Source organism: Stenotrophomonas sp. YJH_SMC_130 (assembly GCF_059369035.1).
Window position 1 is genome coordinate 70,462 of record NZ_JCAFSH010000009.1, and the last position, 14,703, is coordinate 85,164.

Annotated in this window: 13 protein-coding genes; 2 read left to right on the plus strand and 11 right to left on the minus strand. The window is 66.7% G+C overall.

The window, feature by feature from the left end; all coding sequences use genetic code 11:
* Positions 1 to 4: 4 nt before the first annotated feature.
* The 3 genes from AC5P5V_RS12445 to AC5P5V_RS12455 all read right to left on the minus strand — a co-directional run bounded on the left by AC5P5V_RS12445 (position 5) and on the right by AC5P5V_RS12455 (position 2,874).
* Positions 5 to 445, minus strand: coding sequence for a response regulator (locus AC5P5V_RS12445; RefSeq protein WP_005411057.1), 441 nt, complete (start codon positions 443 to 445; stop codon positions 5 to 7).
* A complete protein-coding gene (locus AC5P5V_RS12450; RefSeq protein WP_111007681.1) occupies positions 442 to 2,259 on the minus strand; it encodes a sensor histidine kinase in 1,818 nt (605 codons plus the stop codon). Before AC5P5V_RS12450 ends, AC5P5V_RS12445 begins: the two co-directional genes overlap by 4 nt.
* Before the next feature lie 228 nt (positions 2,260 to 2,487).
* Positions 2,488 to 2,874, minus strand: coding sequence for a BON domain-containing protein (locus AC5P5V_RS12455; protein WP_053498227.1), 387 nt, complete (start codon positions 2,872 to 2,874; stop codon positions 2,488 to 2,490).
* 173 nt (positions 2,875 to 3,047) lie between these two features.
* On the opposite strand from AC5P5V_RS12455, the gene AC5P5V_RS12460 reads away from it, so the two are divergent.
* The gene (locus AC5P5V_RS12460; RefSeq protein WP_061479680.1) at positions 3,048 to 4,091 is read left to right on the plus strand and encodes an oxidoreductase; all 1,044 of its coding nucleotides are present in this window, start codon (positions 3,048 to 3,050) and stop codon (positions 4,089 to 4,091) included.
* Positions 4,092 to 4,275: 184 nt separating this feature from the next.
* On the opposite strand, the gene gnd is transcribed toward AC5P5V_RS12460, so the two are convergent.
* From gnd to AC5P5V_RS12495, 7 genes are all read right to left on the minus strand, one after another.
* Entirely contained in the window at positions 4,276 to 5,181 is a 906-nt protein-coding gene (gnd, locus tag AC5P5V_RS12465; protein WP_134968134.1) for a phosphogluconate dehydrogenase (NAD(+)-dependent, decarboxylating), read from the minus strand.
* A 10-nt stretch (positions 5,182 to 5,191) separates the two neighbouring features.
* The gene (locus tag AC5P5V_RS12470; protein ID WP_134968142.1) at positions 5,192 to 6,430 is read right to left on the minus strand and encodes a hypothetical protein; all 1,239 of its coding nucleotides are present in this window, start codon (positions 6,428 to 6,430) and stop codon (positions 5,192 to 5,194) included.
* Between the two features lie 17 nt (positions 6,431 to 6,447).
* Entirely contained in the window at positions 6,448 to 7,038 is a 591-nt protein-coding gene (locus tag AC5P5V_RS12475; protein WP_134968133.1) for a DUF2242 domain-containing protein, read from the minus strand.
* Positions 7,039 to 7,272: 234 nt separating this feature from the next.
* Entirely contained in the window at positions 7,273 to 9,450 is a 2,178-nt protein-coding gene (locus AC5P5V_RS12480) for a carboxy terminal-processing peptidase (RefSeq protein ID WP_005419368.1), read from the minus strand.
* Between the two features lie 278 nt (positions 9,451 to 9,728).
* On the minus strand, positions 9,729 to 10,739 hold the full coding sequence (gene lipA / locus AC5P5V_RS12485) for a lipoyl synthase (protein ID WP_061479683.1): 1,011 nt from the start codon (positions 10,737 to 10,739) through the stop codon (positions 9,729 to 9,731).
* A gap of 18 nt (positions 10,740 to 10,757) precedes the next feature.
* Positions 10,758 to 11,468, minus strand: coding sequence for a lipoyl(octanoyl) transferase LipB (gene lipB / locus AC5P5V_RS12490; RefSeq protein ID WP_134968132.1), 711 nt, complete (start codon positions 11,466 to 11,468; stop codon positions 10,758 to 10,760).
* Positions 11,456 to 11,734 carry a YbeD family protein gene (locus AC5P5V_RS12495; protein ID WP_005411067.1) on the minus strand — a complete coding sequence of 93 codons (279 nt, stop codon included), beginning with the start codon at positions 11,732 to 11,734 and terminating at the stop codon, positions 11,456 to 11,458. Before AC5P5V_RS12495 ends, lipB begins: the two co-directional genes overlap by 13 nt.
* A 351-nt stretch (positions 11,735 to 12,085) precedes the next feature.
* On the opposite strand from AC5P5V_RS12495, the gene AC5P5V_RS12500 reads away from it, so the two are divergent.
* Entirely contained in the window at positions 12,086 to 13,144 is a 1,059-nt protein-coding gene (locus tag AC5P5V_RS12500) for a lipid A deacylase LpxR family protein (RefSeq protein ID WP_134968131.1), read from the plus strand.
* 244 nt (positions 13,145 to 13,388) lie between these two features.
* Here the strand turns inward: AC5P5V_RS12500 and AC5P5V_RS12505 are convergent, their stop codons facing one another.
* Positions 13,389 to 14,609 carry a D-alanyl-D-alanine carboxypeptidase family protein gene (locus tag AC5P5V_RS12505; RefSeq protein WP_061479685.1) on the minus strand — a complete coding sequence of 407 codons (1,221 nt, stop codon included), beginning with the start codon at positions 14,607 to 14,609 and terminating at the stop codon, positions 13,389 to 13,391.
* Positions 14,610 to 14,703: the final 94 nt, after the last annotated feature.

A 14,703-nucleotide genomic window follows, 5' to 3' on the forward strand; every position in this document is an offset into this window, starting at 1 on the left:
GGGCTCACTCGAGTTCCGGTGCCTGGTTGATCAATGCCCAGAACTTGCCCAGGGTCTGCACCGCGCCGAAGAACTGGTCCACGTCCACCGGCTTGACCACGTAGGCGTTCACGCCCATGTCCCAGCTGCGGGCCAGGTCGCTTTCCTCGCGCGAGGACGACAGGATCACCACCGGCAGGCGCTTGAGTTCTTCGTGCTCGCGGATCTGCCGCAGCACTTCCAGGCCATCCATGCGCGGCATCTTGATGTCCAGCAGCAGCACCGCCGGCAAGCCTTCCTCGCGGTTGGCGAAGGCACCGCGGCGCAGCAGGTAGTCCATCACTTCCACGCCGTCCTCGACGTGCACGATGGGATTGGCCAGACGCGCTTCTTCCAGGGCGTCGATCGCCATTTCGGCATCCGCCGGGCTGTCTTCAGCGAGAAGAATGGTGCGCAGAGTCGTCATGCAGAAGGACCTTGTTTGTCCGCGTCGGTCGCGGGGGGCAGGTAGAAGTGGAAGGTGGCGCCGACGTCCGGTTCGGCCTCGGCCCAGATACGGCCACCATGGCGGGTCAGCACGCGGCGCACGCTGGCCAGGCCGATGCCGGTCCCCGGATAGTCACTGGCCTTGTGCAGGCGCTGGAACACACCGAACAGCTTGCCGGCGTAGGCCATGTCAAAGCCTGCACCATTGTCGCTGACCGTGAACTGATGGCCGCCGTCGGGCTGCTGCTGGTAGTCAACGCGGATCTTCGCCGGCTCGCGGTTGCCCGAGTACTTCACTGCGTTGCCGAGCAGGTTGAGCCAGACCTGGCGGATCATGTTCTCGTCGCCCACCACGATCGGCAGCGGCGCGATGTTCCACTCCACCTGGTGCACATGGCCGCTGTTCTCGGCCTCGGCCTGCAGGTTGGAATCGAGCATGGCGCGGGTGTCGGCCACCAGCGACTGCATGTCCACCGCCTGCTGCCGCATCGCCGCACGGCCAAGGCGCGAGTAGACCAGCAGGTCGTCGATCAACGCTGCCATGCGCCGGGCCGAACTGGAAATCACGTCCAGATAGTGGCGGCTCTTGTCATCGGCCTGATCGCCGAGGTGGCGCGACAGCTTGTCGGAAAATCCGGCCACGTGGCGCAGCGGTGCACGCAGGTCATGCGAGACCGAATAACTGAAGGCCTCCAGCTCGCGGTTGACCTCGGATACCTGCGCAACCTTGCCTTCCAGCTGGCGGTTCAGCTCTTCCACGCGCAGCTGCACTGCGCGCTGCATGGTGACGTCGCTGATGGTCAGCAGCACCACCTCGTCATCGCTGTCGGGCAGCGGCATGCGCCGCGCGTTGAGCAGCATGTAACGCACCACGCCGTCAGCGGTGCGCTGCTCGTGCTCGAAGTCCCACAGTTCGCGACCGCGCGACAGTACGTCGGCCAGGCGCTGCCGGACCACCGGGTCCTGCCATGCATTGTCGCCAACGTTTTCCAGCAGCAGGCCGTCGGCGCGCTCGTCCTGCAGGCCGTACAGCTCAGCGAATGCTGGATTGTGCAGCTGCACGCGCAGGTCGCGGTCGAGCAGCACGATCGGTTCGCGCACGGTCTGCAGCACCGACGCCGCACGTGCAGCCGAGCGCAGCGATTGCCGCTCGGCATGCAGGCGACGGCCGATCTGCCGCTGCAGCAGCCACAGCACCAAGCCGAGCAGCGCCAGCTGGATCACCAGCGAACTCCACGACACCAGTTCGGTCTGCTTGCGTTGGCGCGCCGCCTGCTCGGCGCGCAGCGCCAGCAGCTTCTGCTCGCTGGCCTGCAGTTCTTCCACCAGCCCGCGGATGGGATAGCGCGTACTCAGGTCCTGCACCAGCTCGCGCTGGTCGCTGTTCGGCTCGGACCTGGCCAGCTCGCGGGCGAGTGTCATGCGGCCTTCCAGCATCGATTCGATCCGACCGATGCGGATCAGCTGGTCGGGATTGTCGCGGGTCATCCGGCCCAGTTCGGCCAGGCGCCCGGGAATTTCATCGGCGCGGGCCATGCGCTCGCGCAGGCCGGGGGCATCCACGCCCTTGGACAGGGTCAACGCGGCCGATTCAACATCGCGCACATCGGCCTGCAGTTGCTGCAGTGCCACGCCCACGGCCTGGGTGTGGTTGACCCAGGCCATCGCTTGTTCGCTGTCCTGCTGCAGTTTACGCAGGGTCAACCACGGCACCACGATGATCGCGGCGGCGGCCAGCGCCAAGGCCGGCAACCGCCAGCGGTCCCAGATGTCGTCACTGAAAACCAGCGCCATAGTTCCTCGTCAGCTCTGCCGCGACGCGTTGGCCGGGCCGAACCCGGTTGCGGAACCGGCAATATAGCGCAGGCGGTCACAACTCTGGAATTTCCAGCGCGGTCAGCTGAACGGGTTGGCAATCAGACCTGTAGGGCCAAGCCCATGCTCGGCTGCCTTGGAGTTCCAGCCGAGCGTGGCTCGGCTCTACAGGTCAGCGGGCGCCCCACCCGGGGGCGCCCAACCGGTTCAGCGCTTGGCGGCAGCGCTGACCTTCAATGCGGCGGCATCGACGCGGGTCACGCCCTTGATGCCCTTGGCGGTGGTGACCGCCTTGTCCTTCTCGGCCTGGGTGGCCACGGTGCCGCTCAGGCTGACCACGCCGTTCACCGTTTCCACCTTGATCTCGGTGCCCGGGACGTTGCTGCTGGTCAGCAGGTCCGCCTTCACCTTGGTGGTGATCCAGCTGTCGGTCACCGGTTCGTTGGAATCATGGCGATCCGCATGGGTAGCCGGATGTGCGCTGGTGGTCGGCGGGCTCTTCGCGGCCGGGTCCTTGGCGAAGGCGGCCGAGGAGGACAGTGCCAGGCCCAGCGTCAGGGCAGAAGCAATCAGCGTGCGAGTGGTATTGCTCATCGTGTCGTTCTCCTTCGGGATGTGCTGCCAGTCTGGACGAGCGCACGTAGAGCAGGCGTGGCGTCGCGGTCATGCCGCCGTGAATCGAAGCGTTTCCAACGGCAACGGTTCAGTTTTGGGCTGTCCGCATCCGTCGTTTACCCTGCCCTTCCCCCCCCTGCCGGAGCTCTGCCATGCGCCCCGACCTGCACCTGGCCCTGATCGGCTACGGCCTCGCCGGCCGCGTCTTCCATGCGCCGCTGATCCAGCACACGCCCGGCCTGGTCCTGCACAGCATCGTCAGCTCGCAGCGCGACACGTTGCTGCGCACGTTCAGCAACGTACACGTGCGTGCAACGCCACAGGACGTGTTCGACGATCCAGCGGTGGATGCGGTGGTGATCGCCACGCCGAACGAACAGCACGCGCCACTGGCGATGGCCGCGCTGGCCGCCGGCAAGCACGTGCTGGTCGACAAACCCTTTGCGCTGGATGTGGCCGAAGCGGAAACGGTACTGGCCGCAGCACGCGACGCCGGCCGCATCGCCACCGTGTTCCAGAACCGGCGCTTCGATGCCGACTTCCTCACGCTGCAGGCGCTGCTGTCCGAAGGCACGCTGGGCGAGGTGGCCGAATGCCATGCGCATTTCGACCGCTACCGGCCGCAGGTGCGCGACCGTTGGCGCGAACAGGACGGGCCAGGCAGTGGCCTGTGGTACGACCTCGGCCCGCACCTGCTGGACCAGATGCTGGTGCTGTTCGGCTGGCCCGACGCCATCGATGCGGATCTGGCCGTGCAGCGCCAAGGTGGCACCGGCATCGATTACTTCCACGCCGTACTGCACTACCCGCGGCATCGCGCCATCGTGCATGCCGGTTCACTGGTGGCTGCCCCTGCCCCGCACTTCAGCGTGCATGGCAGCAAGGCCAGCTGGATCAAGTACGGCCTGGATGTGCAGGAGGCCCAGCTGCGCCGCGGCGTAGCACCGGGTGCGCCCGGTTGGGGCATCGATCCCCGGCATGGCGAACTGGTGCGCTGTGATGCAGAAGACAATGTTCTGCGCAGCACCGTCGACAACCTGCCCGGCGACTATCGTCGGTTGTATGCGCAGTTCGCAGCGGCGATGCACGGCGACGGCGAAGCGACGGTCAGCCCGATGCAGGCATTGCAGTTGATGCGGCTGCTGCAGGCCGGCATGGACAGCGCGCGCGAAGGGCGGCGGATCGCGTTGGACTGACCAGTAGATCCACGCCATGCGTGGATGACGTGGCAACGATCGGAGACGGCTTTTGTAGAGTCGAGCCATGCTCGACTGGCTGCATGGGGTCAGAACCCTTTCCTGCGGAAAGGGATCCGACCCTGATCTGCCCGGGGTCGGATCCCTTCGGCAACGCCGAAGGGCTCTGACCCCACCGCAGTGCTTACGACTTCTTGATGGCGTGGCCGCCGAATTCATTGCGCATCGCCGACAGCAGGCGGTCGGTGAACGAATTCGATTCGCGCGAACGCAGGCGTTCCAGCAGCGACAACGTGATCACCGGTGCCGGCACGTCCAGCGCGATGGCTTCGGCCACGGTCCAGCGGCCTTCGCCGGAATCCTCCACGTATGGCGCGATGCCTTCCAGCGACGGATTGCGCTTGAGTGCTTCAGTACTCAGGTCCAGCAGCCACGAACGCACCACGCTGCCGTGGCGCCACACCTCGGCGACCTGGGCCAAGTCCAGTTCCATTTCCTGCTTGCGCTCCATCAGCGCGAAGCCTTCGGCATAGGCCTGCATCATCCCGTACTCGATGCCGTTGTGGACCATCTTGGTGAAATGGCCGGCGCCGGATGGACCAACACGCGCCCAGCCACGATCTTCTGCCGGTGCCAGCGTGCGCAGCAGCGGTGCGATCTGCTCCACCACCGGCGCTTCGCCACCGACCATCAGGCTGTAGCCTTCCTGCAGGCCCCACACGCCGCCGCTGGTGCCGCAGTCGACGTAGCCCAGATCGTCCTCCGCCAGCGCCTTGGCGCGACGGATCGAGTCCTGGTAGTTGGAGTTGCCGCCGTCGATGACGATGTCACCCTCGGCCAGGTGCGGGGTCAACTGGCCCAGCGTCTGGTCGACGGTTTCGCCGGCCGGTACCATCAGCCACACCACGCGCGGCACCGGCAGCGCGGCCACGGCGGCGGCCAGCGAATCAACCACTTCCAGGCCGGCCTCTGCAGCGCGCTGGCGCGCACTTTCGCCCGGGTCGTAGCCGACCACGCGGTGGCCGCCGCGATGCAGGCGCTGGGCCATGTTGGCGCCCATGCGGCCGAGGCCGATCATTGCAATATCCATTGTTTCACCTTCAGTTGGGGTCTAGGGTCAGGCTGCCTGGCCTGCCGGTAGCCGCGCAGTGGCGCAGTTGCGCCTCGCGCCAACGCCGGTAGAGCGTGGTATGCAGATTGTGCACCGCCAGGTCGATCGAAAACGGCGTTCTCGGGTTGCGATCGAGCAGGCGGACGATGTGGTAGCCGATAGGACGTATACCGCGCGGATGCACGTAGATCACGAACTGCTGGTAGAACGGATCGTCCAGCAGCTGATCCATGCGCACAAGAGCCGCGTGGTAGCGCGGCGCCAGGCGTGCGCGCAGCTGTGGATCGCGCTCGAACAGCAGGCGCTCGAAATAGCGCTGGCCGATGCGCGGGATGTCCTGCGCCAGTTTCCAGAGCTCGGCATTGCGCTGGTCGTACCAGGCCAGGCCGGCGTGCAGCGCCAGCGCCTGCGCAGCGCCCTCGCCCACCTCGACCACCACGAAGTTCTCGGCCTGGTTGCTCAGGTCGTCCAGCGTGCCTTTGTCGTACACATGTTCGATGAAACCGGGCACGCCCACGAACGCCTGCCGCCCCATCGCCGAGGTGCGCACCGCCTTGCCATCGGCGAAGAGGTCGCCCGCATGCGCGCCGAGCAGGATGCTGTCGGTGTCGTGCAGCGCGAGGAAGGTGCCGATCGACAGTTCCTCCGCTGCGAACCCGGTGTCGAACGCAGCATCGCCATACAGCTCGCGCTGGGTGGCCAGCTGTGCGACCTGGCGGCCGACACCGCATTCGGCACGCACGGCACCACTGTAGAACGCCTGCAGCGCATGGCTGTTGCCCGCGCGGGGCACGAAGCCACGACCGAAACTGCGCGTACGCTGCCAACCCTGTGCCGGTGCGCCCTGCAATCCGAAGCCGATCCATCCCAGCTGCGGGCCGGAGAAGCGGAACGTGGGATTGCCCTGCAATGCCGAAGTCGCGCGCCGCGTGGCCGCCCCCAGCTCAAAGGCATAGGCGCAGACGGTGGCGGGGTCATCCAGCAGCTGCTGCAGCAGTGCCTGCCGAGCGGCAGCGGGCAGCGCCGCCGGCCACCGCACCTGCAGGTCGCCGGCCGCTTGTGAATCAGCCAGCGAGGCACGCGTGCATACGGGACCACCGCGCACCTGCGGCGCGGTGAGGGACGCTTCTTCGAAGCGCCACCCCAACCGCTGCAGCAGGCCCTGCGTACAGTCCGGGGATGGCGCTGCCACGACCCACGCGGGCGCCAGCAGCAGGGCTGCAATCAGCCACCTGCCGCGCACACTCAGCCCTGGTCCGTGACCGCCGGTGCGGGTTCCGGCGCCGCTGCCGGCGATGGCGATGGCGTGCCAGCCGCGGCCGGCAGATACTGCTGCAGGCGCTGGAAGAAGCGACGATAGAACTCGGCATCCGTGACCGTGCTGCTGGCCACCTTCACCAGCGAGTCGTCGTTGCTGCCGAACGGCAGCGACACCGAGCCCAGCGCACCCACGCCGACACTGGCCGAGGTCGGGCTCTTCTTCAGCGCGTAGCGGTCCTGCACGGCACTGACGAACACCAGCGTCTGGCTGCCGCGCGGGGCGCAGGAGATGCGCAGCACCAGCTGCTCATGGTCATCCTCGCGCGGCTGGAAGTTCTTGTTGCCCTCCACCTGCGCATCATCGGAACGGGCGATGGCATAGCCTTGGCTGAGCAGCGTGCGGCGCGCGGCCTCGCAGGCTTCGCCGGGGCGTCCCTCAACGGTGCGCGAGAAGGTATCGCCGGAATCGAAAGACTCGCGCAGCACGGTGCTGTCGGCGGCGCGGCCACCACAGGCCGAAAGGATCAAGGCGCTGGCGCACGCCACGGCAGCGCGGGAAAGACGGGAGGCCCGCATGGGTACTCCTGCGAGAACGGAAGCACCAAGGGTAGTCCCGCCCCCGTGTGCGGCAGGTCGATATGGCCCCCCACGTTGCTCCCGGTTCATGCACGTAAAAGGGGACGGAGGGGATCAAGTCGTTTGCGGCACTTCACTGGCCCGGGCATGGCCCGGCGCGACCGGGAATGGGCTTCCCAAACAGAAAGGGGCCGGCAATGCCGGCCCCTGCGGATGTCACGCGCCGCCTCCGGCTCAGTCCGCCCAGCGCCCCGCGCCGGTGGACTGCGGCAGCACCTGGGCCGACAGCGGACGGTCGTTGGCCAGCAGGTTCACCGCGTCGGCCAGGATCGAGGCCGACTCGCGCAGCAGCGGGTCCGGACGCTTTTCGGCGGCCTTCTCGCGGGCGGCATCCTTCACGATGTCGCGCTCGTTGCCGGTCAGGCCATCATCACTGCTGTCATCGGCCAGCGGGTCCAGGGCCAGGCCCAGCTCCTTGCGCTGCAGCTGGCGTTCCTTGCGCTGGGCGTCCTGGCGCTCGCGTTCGGCGCGACGGGTGGCCTCGTTCAGCGAGATGTACTTCTTCGCCGCCTCGGTCCGGAACTGCTGCACGTCCTCGTTCCACCACTGGAATTCCTTGTCGGTGGCGATTCGCGCGTCGTGGCGGGCCTCCAGCTTCGGCAGCAGCGGCGCGAAGTTGCCGTACTGGGTGTGCGGCACGGCGGCGATGCGGGTCCACGGCAGGGCGTTGTCGTAGGTGCTCTCGCCGAACTCGGTGGCATCGACGCTGGCCGGGAAGGCCAGGTCCGGCACCACGCCCTTGTGCTGGGTGCTGCTGCCGCTGATGCGGAAGAACTGGGCGATGGTCAGCTTGACCTGGCCGAAGCGCTGGGTCTCGCCACTCGGCCAGCGGTCGAGGTCGACGATGTTCTGCACGGTGCCCTTGCCGAAGCTGGTTTCACCGATCACCAGGCCACGACCGTAATCCTGGATCGCGCCGGCGAAGATCTCCGAGGCCGAGGCCGAACCGCGGTTGATCAGCACCGCCAGCGGGCCATCCCACGCCACGCCCTGGTTGCGATCGCTGTTGACGGTGACGCGGCCACCGGACTCGCGCACCTGCACCACCGGGCCCTGCTCGATGAACAGGCCGGTCAGTTCGATGGCTTCATCCAGCGAACCGCCGCCGTTGTTGCGCAGGTCCAGCACCACGCCGTCCAGCTTGTCGTTCTTGAAACCAGCCAGCAGCTTGGCCACGTCACGGGTGGCCGAGGCATAGTCGGCCGCGTTGCGGCGGCGGCCTTCGAAATCCTGGTAGAAGGTCGGCAGCTTGATCACGCCGATCTTCCGTGCCGGCTCGCCGTTGGCGGCCGGAATGGTCATGGTCTCGCCCTTGGCGGCCTGTTCGGCCAGGCGCACCTTCTGCCGGGTCAGCACCAGGGTGTGGTGCTTGCCATCGGCACCTTCGGCAGCTGGAATGAACTCCAGCTTGACCTGGGTGTCCTTGGCGCCGCGGATCTTGGCCACCACATCGTCGATGCGCCAGCCGATCACGTCCTCGACCTGGCCAGACTTGCCCTGGCCAACGCCGACGATGCGGTCACCCGGCTTCAGCGTGCCGTCCACCGCAGCCGGGCCGCCGGCGATGATCTCGCGGATCACCACCACGTCGTCCTGGCGCTGCAGCTGCGCACCGATGCCTTCCAGCGACAGCGACATCGCCTGGTTGAAGTTCTCGGCCGTGCGCGGGGTGAAGTAATCGGTGTGCGGATCAACCGCGCTGGTGTACGAATTCATGAAGAACTGGAAGACGTCTTCGCCCTTCAGCTCGTTGACCGACTTCTCCAGCGTCGCGTAGCGCTTGTCCAGCGTCTTGCGGATATCGTCCGGCTTCTTGCCTGCCAGCTTCAGGCGCAGCCAGTCGTTCTTCACCGACTTGCGCCACAGCTCATCCAGCTCGGCGCTGCTGGCCGCCCACGGCACCTTCTTGCGGTCGTACTCGAAGCGCTCGTCGGTGGTGAAGTCCGGCTCCTGCTTGAGCAGCTTGCGCGCAAAGGCCACACGTTCGCCGACACGCTGCTTGTAGACCGCGAACACCTGGAACGCCGGCTCAAGCTCGCCGCCACGGATGGCCGAGGAGATGTTGGCTTCGAAGGGCGCAAAGCGCGCCACGTCGGCCTGGGTGAAATACTGCTTGGCGCCGTCCAGCGTCTCCAGATAGCGCTTGAACACGTCCTTGGAGGTGGCCTCGTCCAGCGCACGCGGGCGGTAGGCGTAACGACTGTCGGACAACAGGCCATACACCAGCTTGGAGGTGGTCACCTGATCGGCAGTTGCCGCAGCGGGCAATGCAGGCGAGTCGGCCTTGGCCGCCAGCGCCAGCGGCGCGACCAGCGCCAGGGCCATCAGGAATGCGGGGGCTTTGAATTTCATTGACGTGCTCGAAGGCGCCTTGCCAAGGGAGAGACTGCAGGGTGTTCAGACACCCCGACAGTGCCGAAAGTTGCCGGGTTTGTCACCCGGCCGCGCTCGGTGGAAAACCAGCCTAGCCGGGCCGGTGTAGCAAATTGTGAATGCATGTAGAGCCGAGCCCATGCTCGGCTGGCCGGCAGCAAGCAGCCGAGCATGGGCTCGGCTCTACGGCAGGCAGAGGTGTGCGGACCAACGGTCCGCACCCACAGGAGAAGCAGCTCCCACCCACCGGCAGGATGTCAGGAAACGCCGGCGCCCTTGGCCTGCACGTCGGCGTGGTACGACGAGCGCACCATCGGGCCGGAGGCCACGTGGCTGAAGCCCAGTTCGTAGCCGTAGACTTCCAGCGCCTTGTAGTCCTCGGGCGTCCAGTACTTCAGCACGGGGTGGTGGTGCGCGGTCGGCTGCAGGTACTGTCCGATGGTGATCATGTCCACGTCGTGCGCGCGCAGGTCACGCATCGTGGCCTTGATCTGTTCGAAGTCCTCGCCCAGGCCCAGCATGATGCCGCTCTTGGTCGGCACGTCCGGATGCTGCGCCTTGAAGTTCTTCAGCAGGTTCAGCGACCACTGGTAGTCCGCACCCGGGCGCACGTTGCGATACAGGTCCGGCACGGTCTCGATGTTGTGGTTGAACACATCCGGCGGGTTCTGCGCCAGGATCTCCAGCGCACGTTCCATGCGGCCCTTGCCGCGGAAGTCCGGGGTCAGCACCTCGATGCGGGTACCCGGCGACTTCTCGCGGATGGCGGTGATGCAGTCAACGAAATGCTGGGCACCCCCGTCGCGCAGGTCATCGCGGTCGACGCTGGTCACCACCACGTACTTCAGGCCCATGTCGGCCACGGTCTGGCCGAGGCTGGCCGGCTCGTTGGCATCCGGCGGCTTCGGGCGGCCATGGGCCACGTCGCAGAACGAGCAGCGCCGGGTGCAGACCTCACCGAGGATCATGAAGGTGGCGGTGCCATGACCGAAGCACTCGTGGATATTCGGGCAGCTGGCTTCCTCGCATACCGTCACCAGGCGGTTCTCGCGCAGCTTGGCCTTCAGGTTCTGCACGGCATTGCCCGAAGGAATGCGCACGCGGATCCAGGACGGCTTGCGCAGTACCGGCGCATCGGCGAACTGCACCGGCGAACGGTTGATCTTGTCACCGCCCAGCTGCTTGACCCCGGCCTGCAACGGCGCGGTGGACGGAGAATCGCCCTGCACGATCTGCAGGGGAATGGAACGGGCGGTGGTTTCAGTCATGGCAGTTCCGGGGAGCGGTCAGGCGGCCGCAGAAAGATCGGGCAGTTCGGGCGTGTGCTGCAGCAGCAGGCCAAACTGGCGGGCCAGGTGGTCCAGCAGCACCGGCTTGACGGCGTCCATCCCCGAGGGGCCGCCCAAGTCCAGCACCGAGGTCACCTGCAACCCCTGATAGCCACAGGGATTGATGCGGTGGAAGGGTTCCAGGTCCATGGCCACGTTGAAGGCCAGCCCATGGAAGGTGCAGCCGCGGCGCACACGGATGCCGAGTGCGGCAATCTTGGCACCACCGACGTAGACGCCCGGGGCGCCCTCGCGGCGTTCGGCGCCGATGTTCCACTCGGCCAGCGTATCGATGATCGCCTGCTCGATGCGGCACACGTAGTCGCGCACACCGATACCCAGCCGTGGCAGGCGCAGCAACGGATAGATCACGATCTGGCCGGGACCGTGATAGGTCACCTGGCCGCCGCGGTCCACGTGCAGCACGGGGATGTCGCCCGGCGCCAGCACATGCTCGTCCTTGCCGGCCTGGCCCAGGGTGAACACCGGATCGTGCTCGACCACCCACAGCTCGTCGGCATCGGCGTCGCTGCGCTGGTCGGTGAAGCGCTGCATGGCGCGCCACACCGGTTCATACGGCTGGCGGCCGAGGTCACGGACCAGCGCCGGACGCGGCGCACGGTCCTCCGGGGCGGCTTCGGCCGGGCAGGAGTCGGCTACAGCGTCCACTTCACTTCCGGGTGGTCACGCAGCGCCTGGTGCGCCAGGTCGTACTGTTCGCGGCTCTCGGCCTTGAACACGATGCGGACGGACACGTACTTGCCGTTGGAGGAGTGCTTCCAGCTGATGCGTTCGTTCACCACATCGATGCCGGCGGCCAGCAACAGGCGGGGAAGCTCATGCTCCAGGCCGCGGTTGGCCGGGCCCATGGCGCTGAGCTCGAACTGGCCGGGGAACTGGAAGCCGTGGTCGGGGTTGTCGGACTTGATTTCCATGGCCCCATTATCGGGCCGCAGGGCAACAAACCCAAGAGTATTCATCAACGCCAGGACCGCACCGGCGGTCTGCTGCGTTGCAGGCGGCCCAAAGGGACGGGCCTGAGGCCCAACGGCAGCTGACTGCAATCTCCTGACCATCACCAGCGCGAACATCGTACGGGCGGCCCGCGACCGCCTTCACGCCCGGCCTGCGGCGCGTACGCGGGTAACAAATTGTGCCCGCCGGACAATGTTGTTTTCGGAACAGACAAGTGATCTGGACGTGCTCGTTCCGACGCGCGGGCACGAGTACCGTAGCGTTGCAGAAAACGACTGAAAACCGCCCCCTTCCCCATGAGCATTCCATCCATGCGTAGTGTCGCAGCTCTCGGGCTCGCCGGCCTGCTGGCCTCTGCCCTCCCCCTTGCCGCCCAGGCGGCCGAACAATGTGGCCCGGACGCCATGCGCGACCACCCGCCGCAGGTCAATTTCCGCGTCGACAACGACCTGTTCGGCGGCCGCCACCAGGATCAGGGCTATACCAACGGTGCGCTGTTGACCCTGGTCTCCCCCAATCTGGTCGATTACACCGACGACCCCTGCCTGCCGCGCATGGCGCGCTGGGTAAACCGGTACCTGGAAGGGCTGCATCCGGGCAAGTTCGAACAGCAGAACATGATCTTCAGCATCGGCCAGGGGATCTTCACCCCGACCGATTTCACTCGCAGGGACCTGATCGAGGACGACCGCCCTTACGCCGGCGTGCTGATCGCGAACTTCGGTTTCAATGCGCGCAGCGGCGACCACCTGCAGACCACCCAGCTGACACTGGGCGTGGTCGGTCCGTGGGCACAGGGCAAGCAGGTGCAGAATGCCGTGCACGACGTGCTGGGCGACGAAAAATTCAAGGGTTGGGACAACCAGCTGCACAACGAACCACTGTTCATGCTGACCCATGAGCGCATGCGCCGCTGGCCGGGCGATGCCAGCGTCAATGCCGACGGTTGGGGTTGGGACGCGATCAGCCACTACGGCGGGTCGATCGGCAACCTGGAAACCAAGGCCAATTTCGGCGGTGAAGTGCGCTTTGGCTGGAAGCTGCCAGACGACTTCGGCAGCACGCCGCTGCGCCCGGCCGGCGAAAACACCGCGCCGACCCGCCGCGGCCGCCCCAGTGGGTGGTCCTGGCACCTGTTCGCGACCTCGGACGCTGCCTGGGTGATCCGCGATATCACCCTGGATGGCAACACCTTCCGCAACAGTCACAGCGTGGACAAGCGCCATGTGGTGGCCTACGGCGGGTACGGCGTGGCGGTGATGTACGGCCGCTGGAAGTTCGCCGCCGCGCGCTACCACAGCACGCGCGAGTTAAACGGCCAGCGCGAGGCGCCGGTGTTCGGCAGCTTCACCATCAGCCGGTCGCTGTAGGCGAGGGGCTGATGGTGAAGCGGGCAGGTGCCGACCGTTGGTCGGCACACCGGTTATTGCATCGCTCGCTGCAAGCGAGCGGGTGAGGGTAGTGCCGGCCGCTGGCCGGCTGTTGGCACATCCGGATGGGTTCAAGCGGAGCCGGCCAGCGGCCGGCACTCCCCGCATCCGCACGCAACCGGCATCCCGAAACAGAAAAGGCCGGCATTCGCCGGCCTTTTCGTTCACCACGCCGGGGCGTGGATCATTCCGATTCCCACCACATCCAGAAGCTGTCCCACAGGCGCTTGAAGAAGCCGGCCTGCTCGACGGCGGCCACGGCCACCAGCGGCGCTTCGGCGACGACCTTGCCATCCAGGGTGACCTTCACGGTGCCGATCTGCTGGCCGGCGGTGAACGGTGCTTCCAGGGTCTTGGGCACATCAATGCTCGGCTTCAGGTCGTTGTAGCGGCCGCGCGGCACGCTCACCAGCATCGGCTGGGCCACGCCCAGCTGCACCTTGTCGGTGGTGCCCTTCCAGACCTTGTGCTCGGCCACGGCCTTGCCCGGCTCGTACAGGCGGTGGGTCTCGAAGAAGCGGAAGCCCCAGTTCAGCAGGGCCAGGCTGTCATCGGCGCGCTGCTTTTCCGACGCACCGCCCAATACCACGGCGATCAGGCGCTGGTCGCCGCGCTGCGCCGAACTCATCAGGCAGTAACCGGCTTCGGAGGTGTGGCCGGTCTTGATGCCGTCCACGCTGCCGTCGCGCCACAACAGCAGATTGCGGTTCGGCTGCTTGATGTTGCCGACCTGGAATTCCTTGATCTTGTTGTACGCGTAGGTTTCCGGGTAATCACGCACCATCGCGCGGCCCAGCAGCGCAAGGTCGTAGGCAGTGCTGTGGTGGCCTTCGGCAGTCAGGCCGTGGGCGTTGACGAAGTGGGAGTTCTTCATGCCGATCTTGGCGGCGTAGCTGTTCATCAGCGACGCAAAGGCTTCTTCGCTGCCGGCCACGTGCTCGGCCAGGGCGATCGCGGCGTCATTGCCGGACTGGATCGCCATGCCCTTTTCCATGTCTTCCAGGCGTGCGGTCTGGTTGACCGGGAAGCCGCTGTAGCTGCCATCGGTGCCGGCGCCGCCTTCGCGCCAGGCGCGCTCGCTCATCATCACCTGGTCATCCGCACGGACCTTGCCGTTCTTGACCTCGGCGGCAACCACGTAGGACGTCATCACCTTGGTGATGCTGGCCGGCGCGAGCTGCTCGTGGATGTTTTCGCCAGCCAGCACCTGGCCGGTGGCGTAGTCCATCAGCACCCAGGCCTTGGATACGCTCGGCACCGGCGCCGGCGGGGTGGCAACGGTGGCCGGGGCGGCAGCGGCGGCGGCGGGCGCCGGCGTGGCCGGGGTCGGCAGCGGGGTCTGGGCGGAAGCCAGGCCCACCACCAGGGTGGCGGCCAGGGCGGTGGCGGCGGAACGGAAATTCATTGGACAGCAGGCTCCAGGGGACGGCCAGGAATGGAGGGTGGAACGTGGCCATTGTAAGGCCGGGGCAGCATGGGCCGGCAGCACCGGCCCGGGC